This is a genomic window from Bradyrhizobium guangzhouense (genome assembly GCF_004114955.1).
Lineage (GTDB): Bacteria > Pseudomonadota > Alphaproteobacteria > Rhizobiales > Xanthobacteraceae > Bradyrhizobium > Bradyrhizobium guangzhouense.
The window spans coordinates 852515-875199 of record NZ_CP030053.1 but is presented as its reverse complement, the minus strand read 5'-3'; the positions used below and the strand labels follow the sequence as shown (position 1 = coordinate 875199).

The window sequence follows — 22685 nt, the reverse complement described above, 5'->3', positions numbered from 1 at the left end:
GATTAGCCGAAGGCATAATCCACCCCCTCTTTGATCTCCGCGGAGACAAACGTGGTGGATTACGCTTCGCTAATCCACCCTACCGCAGCGATGACTGCGGCTACCGCCAGTGCAGCAGCCTGATTTCGAGAAGATTGATCACCTTCCCCACCACAAGCCCGAACACCGACAGGATTACCACGCCCGCGAGCAGTTGATCCGTCTGCATCAGATTGCCGGCCTGGAGCACGAAGGCGCCGATGCCATATTGCGCGCCGATCATCTCGGCGCTGACGACCAGCAGCAGCGCTACCGACGCCGTGATGCGGAAGCCGGCGAGGATGGCGGGCAATGCACCCGGCCAGACCACCTTGCGCACGATGGTGACGAAGGGAACGTTGAAGCTCTGCGCCATGCGGATGAGGTTGCGCGGCACGGCGTCGACGCCGCTATAGACCGAGATCGCGGTGGAGAAGAACACGCCCAGCGCAATGGTCGCGATCTTCGGCTCTTCGCCGATGCCGAGCCAGAGGATGAGTAGCGGCAGCAGGGCGATCTTGGGAATCGGGAACAGCGCCGAGATGAAGGTGATGCCGATGCTGCGCGCCAGGCGCGACAGGCCGATGGCGAAGCCGACCACGACACCGGCCGCCGTTCCCAGCAGCCAGCCGACACCGATGCGCAGCAGCGAAGCCGAGAGATGCTGCCAGAGCGCGCCCGATATCGCGAGTTCGTAGATCGCGCGCACGATGGCCGAGGGTGCCGGCAGGAATAGCGGATTGACGAGCTTGGCATTGCCGGCTGCCTGCCAGATCGCGATGACCAGCGCGAGCGCGATCCAGCCGCCAAACCGGCTGGAAGCAGGCACGAAACCCGCACCGCGGAAGCGCACGCGCCGCGTCGTTTCATTGGTTGACGTGTCCGTCGCACGATCAAGCATGCTGGACCTCGCGCTCGGCATCGATCGCCTCGTTGCGGATCAGCGACCAGATCCGGTTTTGAAGCGCCAGCAGCTGTTCACGCGCAGCGATATCGCCGCGCTCGGTGCGTGTCATCGGCACCGCCACCACCTCGCGAATTCGCCCGGGACGGCGCGACAGCACGACAATGCGATCGGCAAGCCGCGCGGCCTCTTCGAGATTATGGGTGACGTAGACCGCGCCCATCCCGCCATCGGCGAGCAGGCGGACGAAATCCTCCATCAAGAGTTCGCGCGTCTGCGAATCCAGCGCCGACAATGGCTCGTCCATGAGGAGAATGGCCGGCTTCACCGCGAGCGCGCGCGAAATGCCGACGCGCTGGCGCATGCCGCCGGAGAGCTGCTTCGGATAGGTCTTGCGAAAATCGATGAGCCCCGTGCGACGCAAGGCATCCTCGACCAGCGCGCGGCGCTGCGCGGCCGAGAGCTGGGTATGCAGCAACGGGAATTCGACGTTCTCCTCCACATTGGCCCAGGGCAGCAGCGCAAAGTCCTGGAACACGAAGGTGAGCGGATTGAGGCTGTTGGCCGGTGGCGCGCCGCGCAATTCGGGGGCGCCCGAGGTCGGCTGCAGCAGCCCGCCGAGGATCGAGAGCAGCGTGCTCTTGCCGCAGCCCGAAGGACCCACGATCGCCACCACCTCGCCTGAACTCACCGTGAAGGAGACATCGTCGAGCACGGCGAGATCGCCGAAGCGGTGGGAGATGTGGTTGGCGATCAGGTCCATGTTACGTCCTCAGTGTCGTCCCGGCGGTAAGCCGCAAGTCGAGCACCTCAGGATGACGGAGATGGAAGGAAGCCCGCATCGATCAATCCGCCTTCACATAGTCCTTGGCGATGATCGTATCCGCATCATAGCCCTTGTCGGCAAAGCCCTGCTCCTGGAGCCATTTGATCTGGTTGTCGACGTTCTTCACGTCGAGCTTGCCGTCGGGGTCGATATAGGCGCAATTGCCGACCACCTGATCGACCGGCAGATTGGTGTATTTGGCGATGATTTCCAGCAGCGGCTTGGTCTTGTCGTTGATCGGAGCTTTGCCGTCCTTCATCGAAGCCAGGATCACGTCGTGATATTCGCGATCGGCTTTGGCGAGGACACCGAGAAATTTCGTCACCAGCGCCTTGTTGGCCAGCGTCTTCGGCGAGGCGAATACGGCCCCCAGCTGCCACGGCGTCTCGTCGCCGACCCAGCCCAAGAACTTCGCGCCGCCGTCGTCCATCAGCTTTCGCGCCGTCGAGATCGGCAGCAGCGCCGCGTCGACGGTCTCGCCCTTCAGCGCCGCCGCCGCGTTCGACAGCGATTGCAGCGGCACGATCTTCACGTCAGACAGCTTGAAGCCGTATTTGTCGGCGAGCAGGCCGAGCGAATAATGGAAGGATGAGCCGACCTGGGTCATCGCGATGCGCTTGCCCGCGAGGTCCTTCGGCGTCTTGAGGCCGGCAGCGTAGGCGTTGTTGCTGGCGAAATAGCCGATCAGGGGATAGCCGGCCTTCTCGCGGCTCATGCCGCCGATCACTTTCAGGACGCCCTTGCCGGCGAGATTGTAGAGGCCCGCCGTGAAGGCCGTGACGCCGAAATCGACGTCGCCCGAGGCGGTTGCGACCGCGATCGGCTGTGCCGCATCGAAGAATTTCAGCTCGATATCGAGGCCAGCCTCGCGGAAATAGCCCTTGTCCTGGGCGATGAAGACGGGCGCGGAGGAGGACAGGCGGAGCACGCCGACCTTGGCCTTCAGCGCATCCTCGGCCCTGGCCGTGCCCACCGCCATCATAGCCAAAAGGCTAAGTGCCGCGATCCGCGCAATCCCGATCATCCGCTTCCTCCAATAATTCTCTTTTTGCAGTCCGTTACAGGCCCTTTGGCACGGGTTGATCCCGCCCGATGAAGGCGCCTTGTTGTTTCAACGTTTCCTGCAATTTTTCAACCGGTATGTCACGCGGGATCCGGTTTCCGGACAGTGCCAGCGCGGCCGCGGAACCGGCGGCCTCGCCCATCACGAAGCAGGCGCCGGACACACGCGCCGCCGACTGGCCCTCATGGGTCATGGAGGCACAGCGACCGGCTACGAGCAGATTGTCTACGCCCTCAGGCACCAGCATGCGATACGGCAATTCGTTGTAGCCGCGCGATTCCGGGATCGGCGGGAAAGTGAAGACGACGTCACCCGGCACATGAGCCTCGATCGGCCAGCCATTGACGCCGATGGAGTCCTCGAACGAGGCGCAGCCGAGCACGTCCTGGCCGCTGAGCTGGTAGCCGCCCTTGATGCGGCGGGTCTCGCGGATGCCGAGCTGCGGCGGCAGGTCGACGATGTAGGACTTTTCAAAGCCTGGCACGGTACGCAGGAACTCGAACGCCGCAAGCGCCTGCTTGCGGCCCTCGATCTCGCCGCGGGTGAGATCGTCGGGCTCGACGCCGTTGATGGCATGGCCGTCTTCGCGCGCCACTTGCGTGAAATTCACCCGCCATTCGATGCCGGATTTCTGCGGCCGCACGATCGCGCTTTTCCGCGGGAATTTGTGGGTGCCGGCGGCGGTCGCCGCTTCCATCAACTGCGGGATGGTGCGCCAGGCATCGCCCGCCCTTGCGGGGTCAATGCCGTTGAGGCGAAGCATCATCGATGGATACAAGGGATGACCGTGCTCGTCGCCGATCTCGAAGGGCGCACCCGCCCAGACCGCGAGATCCCCGTCGCCAGAGCAATCGATGAAGATCTCAGCGCGCACCGCCTGCCGGCCGGCCTTGGTCTCGACCATCAGCGCGTCGATGCGGCGGTCGGCGCCCATGACGACGCCGGCGCCGAGGGCATGGAAGAGAATGTGCACCTTGTGGTTCGCGAGCAGCTCGTCCGCCGCAATCTTGTAGGCTGCGGTGTCATAGGCCTGGGCAAAGACCTTGCCGAGGATCAGGTGCGGTGCGTTGAGGCCGTTGAGATGGTCGATCCGCGCCAGCAGATCGGACGCCATGCCCTGCACCAATCGGACGGCTTCGCCGTAGACATTGCCATGCAGGCCACAGAAATTGGTGACGCCGGCCGCGGTGCCCATGCCGCCGAGAAAGCCGTAGCGCTCGATCAGCAGCGTCTTGCGCCCGGCGCGCGCGGCAGAGGCCGCAGCGACGATGCCGGCCGGGCCGCCGCCGAGCACGACGACCTCGTATTCGCCGTAGAGCGGCACCTGCCGTGCCGGTTCATTGATCGTCGTGGCCCGCATGGCGCGTCCTTCCCGAAATCCTTTGCTTGAGGGCGACTATGAATTAACGCGCGGAGGGCTACAATCCACCAAAATATGCGATCAGCTTTCTCGAATCGCGAAAGGTTGACATGGACATCCTGGTAAACCTTCAGGCCTTCCTCGCCACCGCTGATACAGCCGGATTTTCCGCCGCCGCGCGCAAGCTCAATATCTCGACCTCAGTGGTGGCCAAACGCGTCACGCAGCTCGAGGCGCGGATCGGCACGCCGCTGTTCCACCGCTCGACCCGGCAATTGCGGCTGACCGAAGCCGGCCAGCGCTACGTGCATCGCGCCCGCGGCGTCGTCGCCGACGCGTCCGACCTGCTCTCGCGCATGGGCGAGAAGGGCCACGATCTCGTCGATCACCTCCGCATCAAGGCGCCGACCTCGATGACGGTAGCGCGGCTCGCCGATGCCTTCAGTGCGTTCCAGACCCAGAACCCGCGACTGAAGCTCGAGATCGTGCTGATCGACCGTCCGGTCGATCCGGTCAGCGAAGGCTTTGACATCGCGATCGGCGCCTTCCCGCATTCCTTCGGCGGCGTGGTCGACGAGCCGCTGGTGCCGTTGAAACGATTGCTCTGTGCCTCGCCGGCATATTTGAAGAAGCACGGCACGCCCAAGCATCCGCGCGATCTCGTCGAGCATCGCTGCCTCAGCTTCATGCCAACAGGCCCCGAATGGGTCTTTGACGGGCCGCGTGGCCGCATCACCATCCAGGTCAGCCCGCTGCTTTCGTCCAATGAGGGACATGTGCTGGCGCGCAGCGCGATCGCCGGCAACGGCATCGCACTGATGTCGCATTATCTCGTCGCGGACGCCTTGCGCGACGGCACGCTGAAGCCGGTGCTGCGTGACTTTCCGATTCCGGAATTATGGGTGAAAGCCGCGATTCCCGAGCGGCGACGCAACGCTGCGGCGGTGCAGGCGCTGCTGACGTTGCTGAAAACCTCACTCGCTCCGTCGCTGTGAATTGCGCTGCCGTAGCCCGCGTGGAGCGCAACTCAGCCTTTTCCGCCTCCCCACTTCGCCGCCCGCTTTTCGGCGAACGAGGCCAGCCCCTCCGCCGCCTCCGCGCTCTGGCGCTTGAGCGAATGCAGCTGGACCAGCCGTGCATAGGCGGCATCGTCCACCGCCATTCCACCGAACGAGCTTTCCAGCGCCAGGCGCTTGGTCTCGGCCAGCGCCTCCGGTCCGTTGGCAAGCAGTTGCTCGACCACCTTGCTGCCCGCGGCTTCGAGATCGGCAAGCGGCACCACCTCATGAACGAGGCCAATGCGGCGGGCGTCCTCGGCGCCAAAACGTTCGCCAGTGAGCGCGTAACGACGGACTTGCCGCACGCCAACGGCATCGCAGAGCTGGGGAATGATGATCGCGGCGGTCAGGCCCCAGCGCACCTCGGTGATGGAGAACAGGGCGTTGTCGGCGGCGATCACGATATCGCAGGCCGCGATCACGCCGGTGCCGCCGCCGAAGCAGCCGCCTTGCACCAGAGCCACGGTCGGGATCGGCAGCGTGTTGAGTCGCTGCACGGCCTCGAACGTCGCTCGCGAGGCGGCTTGGTTGGCCTCAGGCGATTGCGGCCGCACGCCGTTGATCCATTTGAGATCGGCGCCGGCCTGGAAATGCTTGCCGTTGCCCTTGAGCACGACGACCCGAAGATTTGTCTTCTTGCCGAGATCGTCCATGGCCGCGAGCACGCCTGATATCAGCGCGCCGTCATAGGCGTTGTTCACTTCCGGACGGTTCAACGTGACGGTCGCAACCCCGCGCTCGTCGAGGGTCCACAGGACGGGGCTGGCAGTCATCGACGATCCTCCACTCATTCTGATGGCGCGCACTATGGCCGAGGCAACGCATCCCGATCCATATCTTTCCAGCGTAGGCCGGCCGCGCCCATCGCATGGCGGCTTGTGTCATGCTGGCGCCGGGCGACGACCAAATATCAGGGACGGGACATCATATGCGCATCTGCATTTTCGGCGCGGGCGCCGTCGGCAGCCATCTCGCGGTCAGGCTCGCCCGCGCCGGCCACGAGGTCTCGTGCGTCATGAGGGGCGCGCATCTGGAGGCGGTCCGCGCCAATGGCCTGAAGTTGCGTGTCGGTGATTCCGAGGTTTCGGCCAAGGTGAACGCCTCGGGCGATGCGGCCCAGCTCGGCCCCCAGGATGTGGTGATCTCGACGCTGAAGGCCACCGCATTGACCGGGCTGGTCTCCAGCATCAAGCCGCTGCTCCAGGACGACACCGCCATCGTGTTCGCGCAGAACGGCATTCCCTGGTGGTACGGTATCGGCCTGCCGCCGCGGCACCCGACGCCGCCGGACATTTCCTTCCTCGATCCGGGCGGGCGCCTGCGCGCCTGCATCCCGAAGGAGCGAATCATCGGCGGCGTCATCTTCTCCTCCAACGAGGTGACGGCGCCTGGCGTGGTGCAGAATCTGACGCCGGACCGTAACCGCCTCCTGATCGGCGAATGCGACGACCGCAATTGCGAGCGGATCACAAAGCTCCGTGGCGTCTTCAACGATGCGCGGCTGGAATCGCCGCCGGTGGCCGAGATTCGCGAGGCGATCTGGTCAAAGCTGCTGACCAACATGTCCCTTTCGGTTTTGTGCCTGCTGACGGGCCAGACGGCGCGCGGTGTCCGCGACGACCCCGCCTTCACGGAGGTCATTCCGCGGATGCTGAACGAGGCCAACGACATCGCGCAGCACTTCATCCCCGAGGTCAAGCGCGCGACGCGGAGTGGGCCCGCCCCCAATCACAAGCCGTCGCTGCTGCAGGATTACGAGCTCGGCCGCGCCATGGAAATCGACGTGCTGGTGAGGGCGCCCGCCGCCTTCGCGCGCACCGCCGGCCTGTCGACGCCGACGCTCGATCTGATCGCCGCGCTCGCGATTCAGAAGGCGCGCGACAAGGGGCTCTACTCCGCGTGAAGCGCGTGCGTTTCGCGTTATCTCCTGGAGCATGATCTTCTCGGAAAACCGCTGCACGCCGGATCATGCTCGTGCTTCAGGCGAGTTGATCAATCCAGGTCGCGAGCGTGTCGAGGACTTCTGCAAGCGCCTCATCGTTGGTGCGGCCGGACTTCTTCAGCACCGCGAAGGAATGATCGGCGCCTTCGATCTCATGCAGCATCGCCCTCGTCCCGAGCTTCGCCAGCACGGGCTTCAAGAGGCCGAGATCGGCGAGCCCGTCTCGCGTCCCTTGCAGGAACAACATCGGGATCTCGACGCGGGCAAGATGCTCGGCGCGCTCTATTGACGGCTTTTTGTCTGCGTGCAGGGGAAAGCCGAGAAAGGCGAGCCCCTTCACATTCGGGAGAGGAGCCTTCGCTTCCGCCTGCGACGTCATTCGCCCGCCGAACGACTTACCGCCCGCGATCAGCTTCAATCCCGGACAGAGCCGCGCACCCTCCTCGACCGCGGCACGGATCGTGGCATGCGCGACCGCCGGCTGATCGGGACGGCCCTGCTTGTTTTCCATGTAGGGAAAATTGAAGCGGAACGTCGCGATGCCGCGCTCCGAGAGGCCTAGCGCAATCTTGTCCATCGAAGCATGCCGCATGTCGGTCCCCGCGCCATGCGCCAGCACGTAGCAGGCGCGCGCATTGGCCGGCTGCATCAGGATCGCGGAGACCGGGCCGATGCGTTCGATGTCGAGCTTGAGCTCTTGCGTTTTGACAGCCACAATCAACCACCCCGACAGACGCTGCTAAGGCCGCCTTGGTAGCGTCACCGGCGCAGCCTGAAAACACAATAATTGCGGCGGCTCGCTAGCCTACCAAACCGGCAAGCCGCATCAACCGAGGGTGACCATGTCCTACCGTTCCTCCTGGATGACCGAAGAGCTCGACGTCTTCCGCGACCAGTTCCGGAAATATCTCGCCAAGGATCTGGCGCCGCACGCCGAAAAATGGCGCGAGCAGAAGATGGTCGACCGCTTCGCCTGGCGCGGGCTCGGCGAGATGGGCGCATTGCTGGCGAGCGTGCCGGAGGAATATGGCGGGCTGGGCGCGACCTTCGCCTATGACGCCGCCGTGCTCGAGGATCTCGAAACCACGGTGCCGGAGCTGACGACCGGCGTCTCCGTGCACAGCGCCATCGTCGCCCATTACATCCTCAATTACGGCTCGGAGGAGCAGAAGAAGCGCTGGCTGCCGAAAATGGCGTCAGGCGAGATGGTCGGCGCCATCGCCATGACCGAGCCAGGCACCGGCTCGGACTTGCAAGCGGTCAAGACCACCGCGAAGAAGCAGGGCAATTCCTACGTGATCAACGGCCAGAAGACTTTTATCACCAACGGCCAGGCCGCCGACCTCGTCATCGTGGTCGCGCGCACCGGCGAAGCGGGCGCGAAGGGCATCTCACTGATCGTGGTCGAGACCGATGGTGCCGATGGCTACAAGCGCGGACGCAACCTCGACAAGATCGGCCTGCACGCCTCCGACACGTCGGAACTGTTCTTCGACAATGTCACCGTGCCGCCGGAGAACCTGCTCGGCAAGGAGGAAGGCCAGGGCTTTGTCCAGCTAATGCAGCAGCTGCCGCAGGAGCGCCTCGCGCTCGCGGTCGGCGCCGTCGCCGCGATGGAGCGCGCGGTCAAGCTCACCGTCGATTACACCAAGGAGCGGACGGCGTTCGGCAAGCCGTTGATGGATTTCCAGAACACCGCCTTCACGCTGGCCGAGCGCAAGACCGAGGCGATGATCGCGCGCGTCTTCGTCGACTGGTGCATCGAGCGCCTGGTCGCGAAGGATCTCGACACCATCACCGCGTCGATGGCGAAATATTGGTGTTCGGACAAACAGGTGCAGACCGCCGACGAATGCCTCCAGCTGTTCGGTGGCTACGGCTACATGCAGGAATATCCGATCTCCCGCATCTTCATCGATTCCCGCATCCAGAAGATCTATGGCGGTACCAACGAGATCATGAAACTCTTGATCGCGCGGTCGCTCTAAGGAACTCTAGCGCGCGCGCCAGTCCCATGGGCACGTACTCGCTGGCGCTCAGTTCGGATGCCACCAGCGGCCGCCGATGACGACGCCTTCGGAGACGATCTTCTTGGCACCGACGAGGTGCTCGCCGACGACGTCCTCATAGTCGAACTGGCCGTCCCTCACCGTGACAAGCGTGGCATCGCCGACACTGCCGGGCTTGAGGCTGCCGAGTTCGGGGCGCCGCAGCGCCATCGCGGCATTTTCGGTCGAGGCCTTGATCACGTCCGACAGCGGCATGCCCATGCACAAAAATTTCGACATGGTCGTCACCTGATCGAAGGCCGGGCCGTCGATGCAGAGCTGATGGATGTCCGAGGAGATGGTGTCGGGATAGAAGCCGTTGGCGAGCATGGCGCGCGCGGTCTTGAACGCGAACGAGCCCTTGCCGTGGCCGATGTCGAACAGCACGCCGCGTTCGCGCGCGTCCAGCACCGCCTTCTTCACCGTGCCCTGCGCGGTCGCCGGCGAGTTCGGGAAGGGCCGGAAGGCATGGGTGAGCACGTCGCCGGGGCGAAGGCGGGCGAGCACCTCTTCATAGGTCGGCGGCGGATGGTCGATATGGGCCATCAGGGGCATGCCGACCTCATCGGCAACCTGGAGTGCGATGTCGAGCGGCACGGCGCCCGAGGTGCCCGAAGAGTGCAGCCCGACGCGTACCTTGATGCCGACGATGACGTCGCGGTTGGCATCCGCCACCTTGGCCGCCTCGATCGGGTTCATCAGCCGCAATTCCTCGCTCTCGCCGACCATGATCCGCTGCGAGAAACCGAAAATGCCGGCGTGGGAGACATGCAGATAGGCGAGAATGCGGACCTGGCTCGGCTCGATCACATGCTTGCGGAAGCCGGCGAAATTGCCGGGGCCGGCGCTGCCGGTGTCGACCGAGGTGGTGACGCCGGACTTGCGGCAGAACTCCTCGGCATCGATGCCGAGCGAGGTGCCACCCCAATAGACATGGGTGTGGAGATCGATCAGCCCCGGCGTCACGATGAACTGGGAGACATCGCGCACTTGGGTTGCCGGATCCGCCTTGAGGGCGGAGCCGACCGCGGCGACCTTGCCACCCGAAAACGCGACATCCGTCACGGCATCGAGCTTCTGCGAGGGGTCGACGACCCGCCCGCCGCGCAGAATCAAATCGAAAGGCATCGTCATCTCCGGATTCGCGGTCAGGCTCAATCATGTCGGCCGGGAAGGCTCCTCACGGCCTGTAGCAATTTTTACGCCTGGCATGCAAATTGCGCGGAGAGCTCCGCAGACCGGCGGCGCTGCCGCGTATGGCGGGTGCCTCACCATGAATCGGATTTATGAAATCGACCCGCACGGTTGGTACGGCTCGTCGATGCGGCCGTGCACACCATCCTCAATCGAGGAAACGTTCGCGAGGCAGCTTCACGCTTTGTGACCGGCGTCCTGAAGCCGTAATGGCGATCCCGGCATGACTCGAACATGCGACCTACGGTTTAGGAAACCGCCGCTCTATCCGGCTGAGCTACGGGACCGCGGAACCTGCCGATGAGGCAGGTTGCCTGGGGCTGTACATATCAAAGCGAGGGCCATATCGGAAGCCCTTCGCTTGGGCAACAAGCGGCCGCTCAGGACTTCCCATAAGCCCCCTGGTAGCGGCCCTCGCGGACGCCGTCAGGGTCTCCTCCTCGCGCCTGATCTGGACACGGACGGCCTCCAGCAGCGCCACGGCGCCGGCGGCGGGAAACGACACAACCCCGTCCTCGTCGCCGACCACGATCACATCGCCGGGGCCGACCAGCTCGAGCGCGCGGTGGATGGCGCGATTGTCGCCGGGCCGGGTGCGCACCGTGAAGGCCGCGCCCACCAGCTTGCCGCTGCGATGATAGGGCTTGAGCCCGACCGCGCCCGGCAACCGGCTGAGATTGTCGGAAATGATCGAGGTCGGTGCATTCCTGAAACCCTCGATGACATCAGCCGGCGGTTTCGGCACGCCGTTCGCTGCGATCGTAATCGCCATGGAGTTTGGTCCTTCCGTGATCCTATTCGGCGTGCGAGCGCGCCTTCGCCGGCACGATGCGGAAAGCGCGGCCTTCCTTGATCCAAGCCGCGCGCTCGTCGCGCAACAAGGTGCGACGGACCTTTCCGGAATCATCGCGCGGCGGCGTGCCGACGATCTCGAAACTCTCCGGATGCTTGTAGCGGCTGAGCCGGTCTTTCAGGAAATCACCCATGCCGTCCGCGACGGCCTGGCCATCGGCATTGGCCTCCAGCTCGATGATGGCGTGCACGCGCTGGCCGAATTCCGCATCGGGCAATCCCACCACCACGCAGGAGCGCACGCCCGGACACTCGGACACTGCGGCCTCGACCTCGGCCGGATAGATGTTGGCGCCGCCACGCAGCACCATGTCGGCGAGACGGTCGCCGAGATAGAGATAGCCTTCAGCGTCCAGCCTGCCGATATCGCCGAGCGACTCCCAGCCGTCGGCGCGACGCTTCGGCTCGGCGCCGAGATAGTGATAGGTGGCATCCTTGCCGTCATTGTTGAGGAAGTAGATCTCGCCGGTCTCGCCCGGCGCGACGTCGTTGCCGTCCTCGCCGATGATACGGAGCTTGGCCATCTCGCCGATCTTGCCGACCGAGCCCTTGTGCGTCAGCCACTCGGTGCCTGATATGATGCAGGAGCCCTGCCGCTCGGTGCCGCCATAGAGCTCCCAGACCCTGTCAGGCCCGAGCCAGGCGATCCAGTTCTCCTTCAGCCAGGGCGGCATCGGAGCCGCCATGTGAAACACGGTCTGAAGGCTCGACACATCATAGGCATTGCGCACGCTCTCCGGCAGCGCCCAGATCCGGTGCATCATGGTCGGCACGAAATTGACCCATTGCACGCGCTCGCGTTCGATCAGACGGAGCGTCTCCTCGGCGTCGAACTTGACGAGGCCCGTGAGCTTGCCGCCGCCGAACAGCGCATAGTGCGACAGGATGAATGGCGCATTGTGGTAGAGCGGACCGGGATTGAGCAAGGATGCGTTGGACGGGATATTGAGCGGCAGAGGCAGAGCGATGTCGATGACCGCAGGGTGGTGATCGAGAATCACCTTTGGGCGGCCGGTCGAGCCGCCTGAAGTCATGGCCTTCCAATAGCGCGCCACGGGCGGGTCGATCTGCTCGTCGGAAAAACCTTCCGGCACGAAATCCGCGGGCAGCCGGTTCGCCGCGTTCCAGTCGGTCTCGCCGCCGACCACCAGCGCCGGCTTCAGGATGTCGAGCACGGCTGCGGCTTCGCCGCGCGGCAGCCGCCATGACAGCGAGGTCGGCGTTGCCCCGCATTTCCACACGGCAAACGTGGTCTCGAAAAATGAATTGCCGTTTGGCAACCCGATCGCGACAAAATCGCCAGGCTTGACGCCCTTGGCCGCAAACGCCCGCGCGCGCTTGTTGGCTCCGCGCTCGAGCTGGTCCCATGTCAACCTGTCCTGCCCATGCTGGACGGCGACCGTGCCCTCGGGTTTGCGTTGCGCATACCAGCGCGGCACATCGGACAGAGGCAGCAGCATCGGGCGTTTCCAGTGTTCTTGGCGTCGCCTCAGAACGAAGCGCGTCGCAAAACAAAGTGTAACAGCCGGAGCCAACCCTTCAAGCATCTGCCTTCCAGACGCCCGGATCGGCGCTCTCACGACGAAGAGATTTCCTTGTCGTATCAAACCGATAAAATTCGAATTGCTTCATGTGCGGCGCGGCTGTCACTCCCGAGCCACGTCAAGCGAAAAATGTCAGCAGCCCGGCCATGAAATTCCCGGGTTCCATGGGTGACAAGCCGGCGAGAAAGGGGCAAAAATCGGCCACGACTCAGTTTGGGTTGAGTTTTGCAAGGAATGCTCTCGTAGAATGTCGGACGTAGTTGCATCGCGTCGCGCGGCGGCGTTTGTCGTTGCCGCAGCAGGATTATTTCTGCTGATGTTGCCGCATGCCCACGCGCAATGGTGGAAGCGCGCGCCTGTCGATTTCGAGGAATGCGCTGACGCTGCCGAAAAATCGGCAAACAAGGCCGAAAAGACCGCAGCACTTGCCGACTGCAACGCAAAGTTCGCGGGCCGACGCAAGGCGGGCGGCGGCTACACCTATTACGACTTCCTCCAGGATCGCAGCTTCGACATCGCAGGTCCCAACCCGACGCCGGAGGAGCAGAAGAAGATCGACGAGTCCTACACCGCCTATCTCGCCGATCAGCGCCGTAGCAATGAAGCTGCCCAGGCGATAGCGCGGCAGCAGCGCGAGCAGCAGGAACAGCAGGCGCAGCAACTTCAGCAGGTCACGCTGCGAACCGAGGCCGAGCGCGTGCCCGTTCCGGTCGAACGGCCGAAAGTGTTGCGACAGAAGGGCGCGCCCTGCACCAGGGGCTCGTTCTCCTGCGAATGGCCGCGGCTGTCGGAGGGCTTGAGCGAGTTGAAGAAGCTGTTCAACCCGACACCGAGCAAGCCGGCGAAGAAGGGCTGAGACAGCGCTCACACACTCCGCCGTCATCCCGGACAAGCGAGCGAAGCGGAGCGCAGATCCAGGATCCATAACCACAGGGAGTGGTTATGGATGGAGCTGCCAACTACGAGTCTTCGCCAAACGTCTTCCTGTGGCTATGGGTCCCGGATTGCATGTTGTTGACGCCTTCCTGATGGAAGGTCAGACGCCGGCGGGACCTCGTGGTCCCGGAAGATCGTCACGATCGTGCAGATCTGGAGGCCCGCCGGCGTTTCTGGGTCCGGGCACGAACGGTAGAGAGGGCTCATCGCCCGTTTGCAATCCAGTGCTCGCTCCGGACCCGACTAAGATGAGGGAGGTCGGTATGAGCGGCAAGCATGTAATTGGAATTGATGTCGGCAAATCCTGGCTGGACGTGGCAGTGGAAGGCTGCGAGCGAGTGCGGCGGCATGGCAATGATGCAGCCTCGATCGCCGCTCTAATTGAGCAGTTCGATCCTGCTGAGGATATTGTGGTGTTCGAGCGCACCGGTGGCTGGGAACGGAACCTGGAAGCCGCGTTGGCGGACAAGATGATCCCGTGGGCTGTCGTTCACTCGCAGCGGGTCAAAGCCTTCCGCCAGGTACGGGGCATCAAGGCCAAAACGGACCGGATTGACGCGCGGTTGCTGCGAGATTATGGGCGCGATCGCTTGGGTGAGCTGCGCCTGGGCCGTCGGGAAGATGTCACGCTGGATTGCCTGATGGCGCGACAGCGGCAGCTCAAGGCCATGCGGCATGCGGAGGCCTGCCGCCTAGCAACCGCGCCACTGGACGCGGTCCGCAGCTCGATCGAGGATGTGATCGTTCATCTGGATAAGGCCCTCGCAGCAATTGCTGTCGAGCTTGCCCGGCACGAGGACGAACACCCGGATCTGGCCTTCAAAGAAGAGGTTCTGTGTCACCAGATCGGCGTTGCCGAACAGACCGCACGCGGTCTGCTGGCGCTGCTTCCCGAACTTGGCGGGCTCGGCTGCAAGGAGATTACATCGCTTGGCGGCTTGGCTCCCCGCGTTCACGAGAGCGGGAGCATACGCAAGCGCCGCGGACTGGCGCCTGGGCGCACGTCAATCAAGGTGGTCTTGTTCAACCCGGCGCGCACGGCAATGCGGTTCGATCCGCAGATCAAGGAGTTCTGTAGCCGGCTGCGGGCACGGGGCAAGCCTGGCAAGGTGATTATGGTCGCCGTGATGCGCAAGATGCTGGTGCGGCTGAACGCTCAGTTGCGGGACGCGATCGCAAAGGCTCCCGCTGCAGCCGCAGCACGCTGAGGCGTCGATCACGGCAGCCGCTCGCGGCATCGCGTGCAGGTCGTCAAGGCTGGCCGAAGGCCACCGCCGAAAGGCGGGGCGCAGCCGCCTTGACGACCGAACCCGATGCCGCATCCTCTACGTTCGATCGACCCTTGACACCCAACACGGTAGATCTGCGCTTACGCTTGTCCGGGACGACAACGGAGGGGCGTCGCTTCAATGGCCGTGCTTCTTCTTGCTGCGCTTCGGTGTTGCGGCTGGGGCATTCGTGGGTGTTGTCGTTGACTGCGAATTCTCGAGCGCTTTGTGGCTCTCCTGCAAGCGCGCGTCATAGCCAGGAGAGTTCATGACAGTCGGGGGCCTTGCGCAAGCGAGCGTCGATGCGCCGCAGAGTGCGACCAGCGCAAGCCCGATCATAAGACAACACCTCATCGGTTCCTCCATTGCAGTCAAACCACACCGCGAATCTGCTGCGGCGAGAGTCGCGGCGGGCCCTCGCCCGAGGTTTCCGCCTCCTTGATCAGCGCAGCAATGCGGCGCATCAGCGGCACATCGACGTTGTTTTTCCCGGCGAGCGCGATGACCGCGCCCTGGAGATAGTCGATCTCGGTCTTGCGGCCCTGCTTCAGATCCTGCCACATCGAGGACCGCGCCTCCGGATCGATCTTCATCGTGCGCCCGAGGATCGCGTTGAAGATCATGTCGGGCAATCGCAGCAGGGTCGGCATCCAGTTCGGCGGAATCGGTGTCGCCGAGGCCGGCGTGATGCCGGCGGCCTTGAGCACGGCGAGGCCTTCAGCCATCTGGTCGGCGAACAGCCGGCGCCAGTCGCGGCTTGCCAGTTGGGCCGCGAGCGGCATGTCGGACAGCGCGCTCAGCGCGTTGTTCAGATTGATGATCAGCTTGCCCCATTGCACGCCCGTGATGTCGCGGCTCGCGCGGATGGTGAGGCCGGGCACCGAGAGCGCCGCGGCCGTATTGTCCGCGTCCTCGCCGAGATGAATGTCGCCGGAGCTCGAGCGGTGGAAACGCCCCTCGCCCATCGCGACCACATTGAACGGCACCATGCCGGCGAGCACGCGGCGGCCGCCGAGCCGCTGCTGCAACACGGAGACATTGCCGACGCCATTCTGCAACGACACGATCACGGCATCCTGCGGCGCGTGCTGTGCGATCTGGTCCGCGACATCAGCCGTGTCGGCGCTCTTGACCGTGACGAGCACGATGCCGGCGCTGTGGAAGATCGCAGGATCCTCCGACAACGCCAGTTGGCCCGCACCCAGCTTTGTCTCGGCGCCGTCGAAATCCGTCAGCTTCAGGCCGAACCGCTCGATCTCGGTCTTCACCCGCGGCCGCACCAGCAATGCCACCCGGCGATCGGCGGCCGCCAGCCGCCCGCCGACAAAACAGCCGATGGCGCCCGCGCCCGCCACCACGATCGGTCGACCCGTCACCACCCGGCTTGCTCCCTGAATGACCGGTTTTCGATAGCAGAGCCGGCAAGCACAGGCGAGGCCGGCTGCCCATCGCGGGCATGGCGCATCTGCCTTGTAACCGTCATGAGAGCCCCATATGTTTTCGCCCCGGGGGCGCTGTCAGCGGCGAAAGCTCGCTGTACGAGAACGCCAAAGGAGAGCACCATGGGTCTACTCGACGTCCTCAACGGCATGCAGAACGGTCCCCGCGGCCCGAGCACGCCGAGCTCCCAATCATCCTCCAGCGGCATGTCGCCGATGACCATGGCGATCCTCGGCCTGCTCGCCTGGAAGGCATTCAAGCATATGACCGCAGGCCAGCCGAACGCCGCGCCGCAATCGGCGCCGGCCCCCGTGCCGCCGCCCGCGAATGCGGGGCCTGGTGGTGGTCTTGGCGGTGCGCTTGGCGGCGGTGGCGGTCTCGGTGACGTCCTCAAGGGCGGCCTCGGCGGCCTGCTCGCGGGCGGCGCGGCGGGCTCCGTGCTCAGCGGCGGCCTCGGCGACCTCCTCAACCAGCTGCAGCAGGGCGGCCATGGCGAGACCGCAAATAGTTGGGTCGGCAAGGGCGAGAACAAGGCGATCGCACCCGGCGATCTCGCCAATGCGCTCGGTGCTGACCAGATCCAGAGCCTGTCGGCGCAAAGCGGCCTGTCGCGTGACGAGCTGCTCTCCGGCCTCAGCCAGTACCTGCCGCAGGTGGTCGATCATTTGACGCCGGACGGACGGCTGCCGACCGAGAACGAGCTCTCGGGACGAATTTAATCGACTCTGATCTGCATTTTCGAGGCAAGGGGAGCACTGACATGAGCATGGGCGGCCTGTTGTGGATCATCATCGTCGGCTTCATCGCCGGCCTCATCGCGCGTTTTCTGGCACCGGGACCGAACAATCCGAGCGGCTTCATCCTCACCACCATCCTCGGCATCGTCGGCGCGTTTCTGGCGACCTTCATTGGCCAGGCCATCGGCCATTACGGCCCGGATCAGGGCGCGGGCTTCATCATGGCCACGATCGGCGCGGTGGTGGTGCTGTTCATCTGGCACCGGCTGGTCGCGAGCGGCGTGATCAAGGGGTGATGCGCAGTCCGTTGCGTGAGGAGGCCCAACTACCTCCACCGTCATTGCGAGGAGCCCTTGCGACGAAGCAATCCAGACTGTCCCCGCGGACGTTTTCTGGATTGCTTCGCTCCGCTCGCAATGACGAGCTCACGTAACCAAATGCATCCCCGCGTCCATGCGCACGACCTCGCCGGTCATGTTGCTGGAGGCCGGCATTGCCAGGAAGCAGACGAGCTGCGCGATGTCGTCGGCTGAAGAGGCGACCTTCAGCGGCACCTTCGCGACCACGCTGTCGCGCACCTGCTTTGCCTGTTCCTCGCCGCGGCCCTTGGTGAACCAGGGCGTGTCGATGTAGCCGGGGCAAACCGTGTTGACGCGGATCAAGGGCGCCAGCGCGCGCGAGAGCGACAGCGTCATGGTGTTGAGCGCGCCCTTGCTTGCGGCATACGCAATCGACGAGCCGACGCCGCTGATGCCGGCGACGGAAGAAATGTTGACCACGGCCGATGGGCGCCCCGACGCGTTCGCGCCGGCTTCGAGCAGGCTGCGCGCCGCGCGCACCATCTGGAACGGACCGATGGTGTTGACGCCGTAGAGCCGCTGGAAATCCTCCGCCGACAATCCGTCGAGATTGCCGTGGGCGACATGCTTGGTGGTGCCGGCATTGTTGACCAGGATGTCGAGCTTGCCCCAGCCGCTCGCGGCCGCGACGATCCTGCGGCAATCGTCATCCTTCGAGACGTCGCCCTGCGCAACCAGCACTTCAGCCGCACCCGCCTTGCGGCAGAGTTCTGCGGTGGCCTCGGCCTCGGTCTTGCTCGACGAATAGTTGATGACGAGCCGCGCCCCGGTCGCTGCGAGAATTTCCGCGGTCGCGGCACCAAGGCCGGATGCGGACCCCGTCACGATTGCGCACAAACTGTCCTTGGCCATCCGGATTTCCTTCCCCATGTTGAATGTGGCGCCTTGTTTAGCGAGTTTGCGGCGCCCTGCAAATCGAGCAAACTCCGCTAAGCGGAATTAGTCCAGGCCGTGCTCAGGCTGTTTCTTGCCCCATGCCGGAGCCGCAGAAGGGCCTGCGATCAACGCTTGTCAGGGCCATGGCTTTTTCAGATCATCGGGCGCAAGAAGAGATGGCGCGCCGCCGCCTTGGGCAGGACGCGCCAATGGCAAAACACGGGGAACGCTGTGGCGGAGAGTGACAATATCGTCGTCGAGACCGCGGAAAAAATCTTCGCCGATCTCGCCGATCCGCAAACCATCAACAACGACAAGAAGGGTTCGTGGCAGGCGCCGCTGTGGCGGGCGCTCAGCGAAGCCGGCTTGCCCTTGTCGTGGGTGCCTGACGATCTCGGCGGCTCCGGCGCGAGCCTTGCCGACGGCTTTGCCTTGCTGAACGCCGCCGGCCGCTTCGCGGTCGCGGTTCCCCTGGCCGAAACAATGCTCGCAGGCTGGCTGCTCGCGCAGGCAAGGATCGCCTCGCCCGAAGGCGAGATGACGGTGCTGCCGGCTTCGCCAAGGGATCGCATCACTGTCGATGCCGATGGCGCCCTCTCCGGCCGCTGCCGCGGCGTGCCCTTTGCGAAAGCGGCGAAGCATTTTGCACTGCTGGCGCACGCCAGGGACGGCGTTTCGATTGCGCTGGTCGATGCGAGCAAGGCGCGGACCGAATCCGGCCTCAATGTCGGCTACGACCACAGCGACACCGTGACGCTCGACAAGGTCCAGCCTGTCACCATCAAGGCCGCGCCAAAGGGCCTTGACCAGACCGCAATGATGCTGATGGGCGGCGTCGCACGCAGCCTGCAGATTGCGGGCGCGCTGGAATCGATGCTCGACATCTCCGTGCGCTATTCCAACGAGCGCGTCGCCTTCGAGAAGAAGATCTCGAAATTCCAGGCGGTGCAGCACAATCTCGCCCGCCTCGCCGGCGAATCCGCCGCGGCACTTGCCGCCGCGACATCCGCCGCCGATGCCATCGCCAACGCGAAGAGCTTCGACGACGCGGTCTATCTCGAAGCCGCCGCGGCGAAGATCCGCTGCGCAGAGGCTGCGGAAAAGGGCGGTGGCATCGCGCACCAGGTTCACGGCGCGATCGGCTTCACCATCGAGCACATCCTGCATCGCTACTCGCTGCGGGCGCTGGCCTGGCGCGACGATTTCGGCTCGGAGAGCTACTGGGCGGTCGAGCTCGGCAAGCTGGTCGCGAGCCGTGGCGCCGACGAATTGTGGCCGCTCGTGGCTTCGCGCTGATTGGGAGACGAAACACATGACCGCAGCTCTTCGTTTCGATCCGATCCGCCTGCCCGAGAAATGCGAGCAGTTGCGCAAGGAAGTACGCGCCTTCCTCGCCGAAGAAATCGCCGCCGGAACCTTCGATCCGCACAAGCCCAACCGCGAAGACACCGACGTGCCGGAATTTTCCCGCAAGGTCGGCGCGAGGGGTTGGCTCGGCATGACCTGGCCGAAGAAATATGGCGGCCAGGAGCGCTCCTTCCTCGAGCGTTACGTGGTGACGGAAGAAATGCGTGTCGCCAATGCGCCGACGCGGCGCTTCTTCGTCGCCGATCGCCAGAGCGGGCCGGTGCTGCTGAAATACGCGCCTGAGCATATCAAGATGGACATCCTGCCGCGCATCTGCCGCGGCGAGATCTGCTTTGCGATCGGCATGAGCGAGCCGAATTCCGGCTCGGACCTGTTCGCGGCGAAGACGCGCGCGACCAAGACCGACGGCGGCTATCTCATCAACGGCACCAAGATCTGGACCTCATCGGCGCATATCGCCGACTACATGATCGCGATCTTCCGCACCTCGCCGCCGACCAAGGAAAACCGTCGTCACGGCCTGACGCAATTTTTGGTCAAGATGAAGCAGCCGGGCATCAAGGTGAATCCGATCGGCCAGATCACCGGCCAGTACGAGTTCAACGAGGTGGTGTTCACCGACTTCTTCGTGCCCGACGATCACGTGCTCGGCGAAGTCGACGGCGCCTGGAAGCAGGCGACGTCGGAGCTCGCCTATGAGCGTTCGGGTCCGGAGCGCTTCCTGGAGACCTATTATGTGCTGACCGAGCTGGTCCGCGCGGTCGGTCCCGATCCGGATACGCGCAGCGCCGAGGGCATTGGCCGTCTGGTCGCGCAGCTCCACACCATGCGGCGCATGTCGGTGTCGGTCGCGGGCATGCTGCAGGCCGGCAAGGAGCCGGTGGTGGAAGCCTCCATCGTCAAGGACATCGGCACGGTCTGGGAGCAGCAGCTTCCGCACCGCGTGCGCGATCTCGCGGCCTTCGTCGAGGAAACCGCGACCAATCGTGAGACGCTGGAGCGGCAGCTCGACTTCGCCATCAAGACCGCACCGAAACTCACCATCCAGGGCGGCACCACCGAAGTGCTGCGCGGCATCATCGCGCGCGGCTTGGGCCTGCGCTAAAACCTTCGAGGACATCATGACCACCTACAAAGATATCGGCGTCGAGAAAGTCGGGCACGTCGGCAGCATCGAGATTCGCCGGCCGCCGCTGAACTTCTTCGACATCTCCCTGATCAACCAGATCGCCGATGCGCTCGATGAGTTCGACCGCGACATCGAGATCCGCGCGTCCGTTCTCTCCGCGCAAGGCAAGGCCTTCTGCGCCGGCGCCAATTTCGGCGATCCCGCGCGGCAGGCGCAGGAAGCGCAGGAGGCCGAGAAAAAGGCCAAGGGCGATCCGGCCGACAGTCTCGGCCCGATCAACCACCTCTATATCCAGGCCGTGCGCATCTTCCGCGCCAAGAAGCCGATCGTCGCCGCTGTGCAGGGCGCGGCCATCGGCGGCGGCCTCGGGCTTGCCGTGTCGGCGGACTTCCGCGTCACCTGCCCCGAAGCGCGCTTCTCGGCGAACTTCACCAAGCTCGGTTTCCATCCCGGCTTCGGCCTGACGACAACGCTGCCTGAGCTCATCGGCAAGAACAACGCCGAGCTGATGTTCTACACCAGCCGCCGCGTCACCGGCGAAGAGGCGTACAAATGGGGCCTCGCCAACGAGCTGGTGCCGCAGGACCAGGTCAAGGCAGCCGCAATGAAGCTCGCCGGCGAGATCGCCGAATGCTCCCCGCTCGGCCTGCTCTCCACGCGCGCCACGATGCGCGCAGGCCTCGCCGATCGCGTGATGGCCGCAACCAATCACGAGCTCGCCGAGCAGACCCGCCTGCGCGCGACAGAGGATTTCAAGGAAGGCGTGAAAGCCACGGAAGAGCGGCGCGTGGCGAATTTTAGGGGGCGGTAACGCGGCGGCGCTTCGCCGTATCACTCTCGCGTCGCCACAACCTCACTGTCGTCCCGGCGAAGGCCGGGACCTATAAGCCCAGGAGAAGTTGCGGCGCGAACGGGCAACTCCAAGTCTTCGCAAAACCAATGTTGCGACGTATGGGTTCCGGATGTGCGCTTCGCTTGTCCGGGACGACAGCGGGATTTAAGCAACAGCTCACGCACCAACACGAAACGTCACGCCGCCCAGCAGGAACTCATTCCCGGCAACCGCAAGGCCCCTCGCCTTCGCCGTATGCAACACGCTCGCAACATCAACCACCCGAAACTCCAGCGCGCTCATGATCTCGCTCGCGCCCTTCACGAAGCGGAAGGTCGCATTCGGCAGCTTCAACTCGGCATCACCGCTCGCCGCAACCCCGATGATCTTCCCCCAATGCGCCGCCAGCTCCTGCGGGTGCGGGCCCTGCATCTCCACCGCCGTCAACGCCTGCGTCACATCCTTGCGGACGAACTTCTGCCAGTCCGGGCCCGCCGGCGGATACGCGCCAAGGATATCGTCGCTGCCCTCGGTGTGGTTGAACTCGATGAAGGCGGCGCGGCAGTCGCGGGGGTGGAGCTGGACGCCGTGATACGGCGCGTGGTCGATGACGTTGGCGGTGCGCACGCCCATCGCATTGGCGTTGCGGCCGCGCTCGTCGGGATCGTTGCAGCAGAAGATCGCCATGTAGCCGCCGCGGCCGCCGGTCTTGTCGATGAAGCGACCGGCCGTGGTGCCGTCCTTGAACGGGGCAACCACCTCGAGCATGATCGTGTCGACCGGGAGCAGCGCGTTCTCCAGGCCGTATTTGGCGACATTGCCGTCGCGGTAGCAGACGGAGAGGCCCATGATCTCGGCGATGTCCGAGATCACAGGCGCGAGCTGCGGCGCGACCAGACAAATCTGCCGCAGCCGCATATAGGGCGCCATG

General features: G+C 64.5%; 21 protein-coding genes, 1 tRNA gene and 1 pseudogene. 10 read left to right on the top strand and 13 right to left on the bottom strand.

The genetic code is table 11. From position 1 onward, the window contains the following. Nucleotides 1-100 precede the first annotated feature (100 nt). From XH91_RS04235 to XH91_RS04220, 4 genes are all read right to left on the bottom strand, one after another. Complete coding sequence (locus tag XH91_RS04235; RefSeq protein WP_164933874.1) at nucleotides 101-919, bottom strand: ABC transporter permease; 819 nt, start codon at nucleotides 917-919, stop codon at nucleotides 101-103. Further along, nucleotides 912-1685, bottom strand: coding sequence for an ABC transporter ATP-binding protein (locus tag XH91_RS04230; RefSeq protein WP_128949418.1), 774 nt, complete (start codon nucleotides 1683-1685; stop codon nucleotides 912-914). Before XH91_RS04230 ends, XH91_RS04235 begins: the two co-directional genes overlap by 8 nt. An 82-nt stretch (nucleotides 1686-1767) precedes the next feature. After that, nucleotides 1768-2772, bottom strand: a complete 1005-nt coding sequence (locus XH91_RS04225; protein ID WP_128949417.1) for an ABC transporter substrate-binding protein — start codon at nucleotides 2770-2772, stop codon at nucleotides 1768-1770. Between the two features lie 34 nt (nucleotides 2773-2806). Beyond that, nucleotides 2807-4171, bottom strand: a complete 1365-nt coding sequence (locus XH91_RS04220) for an FAD-dependent oxidoreductase (protein ID WP_128949416.1) — start codon at nucleotides 4169-4171, stop codon at nucleotides 2807-2809. 110 nt (nucleotides 4172-4281) lie between these two features. On the opposite strand from XH91_RS04220, the gene XH91_RS04215 reads away from it, so the two are divergent. Continuing rightward, entirely contained in the window at nucleotides 4282-5166 is an 885-nt protein-coding gene (locus XH91_RS04215) for a LysR family transcriptional regulator (protein ID WP_128949415.1), read from the top strand. Between the two features lie 32 nt (nucleotides 5167-5198). Here the strand turns inward: XH91_RS04215 and XH91_RS04210 are convergent, their stop codons facing one another. Further along, nucleotides 5199-6002 carry an enoyl-CoA hydratase-related protein gene (locus XH91_RS04210; RefSeq protein WP_128949414.1) on the bottom strand — a complete coding sequence of 268 codons (804 nt, stop codon included), beginning with the start codon at nucleotides 6000-6002 and terminating at the stop codon, nucleotides 5199-5201. A 155-nt stretch (nucleotides 6003-6157) separates the two neighbouring features. On the opposite strand from XH91_RS04210, the gene XH91_RS04205 reads away from it, so the two are divergent. Continuing rightward, nucleotides 6158-7132 (top strand): ketopantoate reductase family protein, encoded by a 975-nt coding sequence (locus XH91_RS04205; RefSeq protein ID WP_128949413.1) that lies wholly within the window; start codon nucleotides 6158-6160, stop codon nucleotides 7130-7132. 76 nt (nucleotides 7133-7208) lie between these two features. On the opposite strand, the gene XH91_RS04200 is transcribed toward XH91_RS04205, so the two are convergent. After that, nucleotides 7209-7886, bottom strand: coding sequence for an alpha/beta hydrolase family protein (locus XH91_RS04200; protein WP_128949412.1), 678 nt, complete (start codon nucleotides 7884-7886; stop codon nucleotides 7209-7211). Between the two features lie 127 nt (nucleotides 7887-8013). Here XH91_RS04200 and XH91_RS04195 point away from each other — a divergent pair, with 127 nt between their 5' ends. Then, complete coding sequence (locus XH91_RS04195; protein ID WP_128949411.1) at nucleotides 8014-9159, top strand: acyl-CoA dehydrogenase family protein; 1146 nt, start codon at nucleotides 8014-8016, stop codon at nucleotides 9157-9159. A 48-nt stretch (nucleotides 9160-9207) separates the two neighbouring features. Here the strand turns inward: XH91_RS04195 and XH91_RS04190 are convergent, their stop codons facing one another. The 4 genes and pseudogenes from XH91_RS04190 to XH91_RS04175 form a co-directional block, all read right to left on the bottom strand. Next, on the bottom strand, nucleotides 9208-10347 hold the full coding sequence (locus XH91_RS04190) for an amidohydrolase/deacetylase family metallohydrolase (protein WP_128949410.1): 1140 nt from the start codon (nucleotides 10345-10347) through the stop codon (nucleotides 9208-9210). A 276-nt stretch (nucleotides 10348-10623) separates the two neighbouring features. Then, nucleotides 10624-10700, bottom strand: a tRNA-Arg gene (locus XH91_RS04185). Between the two features lie 93 nt (nucleotides 10701-10793). Next, nucleotides 10794-11185, bottom strand: a pseudogene (locus XH91_RS04180) (RraA family protein). A 22-nt stretch (nucleotides 11186-11207) separates the two neighbouring features. Next, nucleotides 11208-12725: an AMP-binding protein gene (locus XH91_RS04175; protein WP_128949409.1), complete on the bottom strand. Its 1518-nt coding sequence runs from the start codon at nucleotides 12723-12725 to the stop codon at nucleotides 11208-11210. A gap of 331 nt (nucleotides 12726-13056) precedes the next feature. Between XH91_RS04175 and XH91_RS04170 the strand changes: the two genes are divergently transcribed. Both XH91_RS04170 and XH91_RS04165 read left to right on the top strand, forming a co-directional pair. Then, a complete protein-coding gene (locus XH91_RS04170; RefSeq protein WP_128949408.1) occupies nucleotides 13057-13665 on the top strand; it encodes a hypothetical protein in 609 nt (202 codons plus the stop codon). Nucleotides 13666-14008: 343 nt separating this feature from the next. Next, on the top strand, nucleotides 14009-14953 hold the full coding sequence (locus tag XH91_RS04165) for an IS110 family transposase (protein ID WP_164938244.1): 945 nt from the start codon (nucleotides 14009-14011) through the stop codon (nucleotides 14951-14953). A 431-nt stretch (nucleotides 14954-15384) separates the two neighbouring features. Here the strand turns inward: XH91_RS04165 and XH91_RS04155 are convergent, their stop codons facing one another. Continuing rightward, on the bottom strand, nucleotides 15385-16392 hold the full coding sequence (locus XH91_RS04155) for a 2-dehydropantoate 2-reductase (RefSeq protein ID WP_128949405.1): 1008 nt from the start codon (nucleotides 16390-16392) through the stop codon (nucleotides 15385-15387). Between the two features lie 183 nt (nucleotides 16393-16575). On the opposite strand from XH91_RS04155, the gene XH91_RS04150 reads away from it, so the two are divergent. Both XH91_RS04150 and XH91_RS04145 read left to right on the top strand, forming a co-directional pair. Continuing rightward, nucleotides 16576-17172, top strand: coding sequence for a YidB family protein (locus XH91_RS04150; protein WP_128949404.1), 597 nt, complete (start codon nucleotides 16576-16578; stop codon nucleotides 17170-17172). A 41-nt stretch (nucleotides 17173-17213) separates the two neighbouring features. Next, nucleotides 17214-17486, top strand: coding sequence for a GlsB/YeaQ/YmgE family stress response membrane protein (locus tag XH91_RS04145; protein ID WP_206733196.1), 273 nt, complete (start codon nucleotides 17214-17216; stop codon nucleotides 17484-17486). Between the two features lie 129 nt (nucleotides 17487-17615). Here XH91_RS04145 and XH91_RS04140 read toward each other — a convergent pair whose 3' ends face one another. Continuing rightward, on the bottom strand, nucleotides 17616-18401 hold the full coding sequence (locus XH91_RS04140; protein ID WP_128949403.1) for an SDR family NAD(P)-dependent oxidoreductase: 786 nt from the start codon (nucleotides 18399-18401) through the stop codon (nucleotides 17616-17618). Between the two features lie 255 nt (nucleotides 18402-18656). Between XH91_RS04140 and XH91_RS04135 the strand changes: the two genes are divergently transcribed. The 3 genes from XH91_RS04135 to XH91_RS04125 are packed head-to-tail and all read left to right on the top strand — an operon-like array spanning nucleotide 18657 to nucleotide 21733. Then, the gene (locus XH91_RS04135; RefSeq protein ID WP_128949402.1) at nucleotides 18657-19721 is read left to right on the top strand and encodes an acyl-CoA dehydrogenase family protein; all 1065 of its coding nucleotides are present in this window, start codon (nucleotides 18657-18659) and stop codon (nucleotides 19719-19721) included. Nucleotides 19722-19737: 16 nt separating this feature from the next. Next, nucleotides 19738-20898: an acyl-CoA dehydrogenase family protein gene (locus XH91_RS04130; RefSeq protein ID WP_128949401.1), complete on the top strand. Its 1161-nt coding sequence runs from the start codon at nucleotides 19738-19740 to the stop codon at nucleotides 20896-20898. Between the two features lie 16 nt (nucleotides 20899-20914). Further along, a complete protein-coding gene (locus XH91_RS04125; protein ID WP_128949400.1) occupies nucleotides 20915-21733 on the top strand; it encodes an enoyl-CoA hydratase/isomerase family protein in 819 nt (272 codons plus the stop codon). A 198-nt stretch (nucleotides 21734-21931) separates the two neighbouring features. On the opposite strand, the gene XH91_RS04120 is transcribed toward XH91_RS04125, so the two are convergent. After that, complete coding sequence (locus XH91_RS04120; protein WP_164933875.1) at nucleotides 21932-22684, bottom strand: VOC family protein; 753 nt, start codon at nucleotides 22682-22684, stop codon at nucleotides 21932-21934. Between the last annotated feature and the right edge of the window lies 1 nt (nucleotide 22685).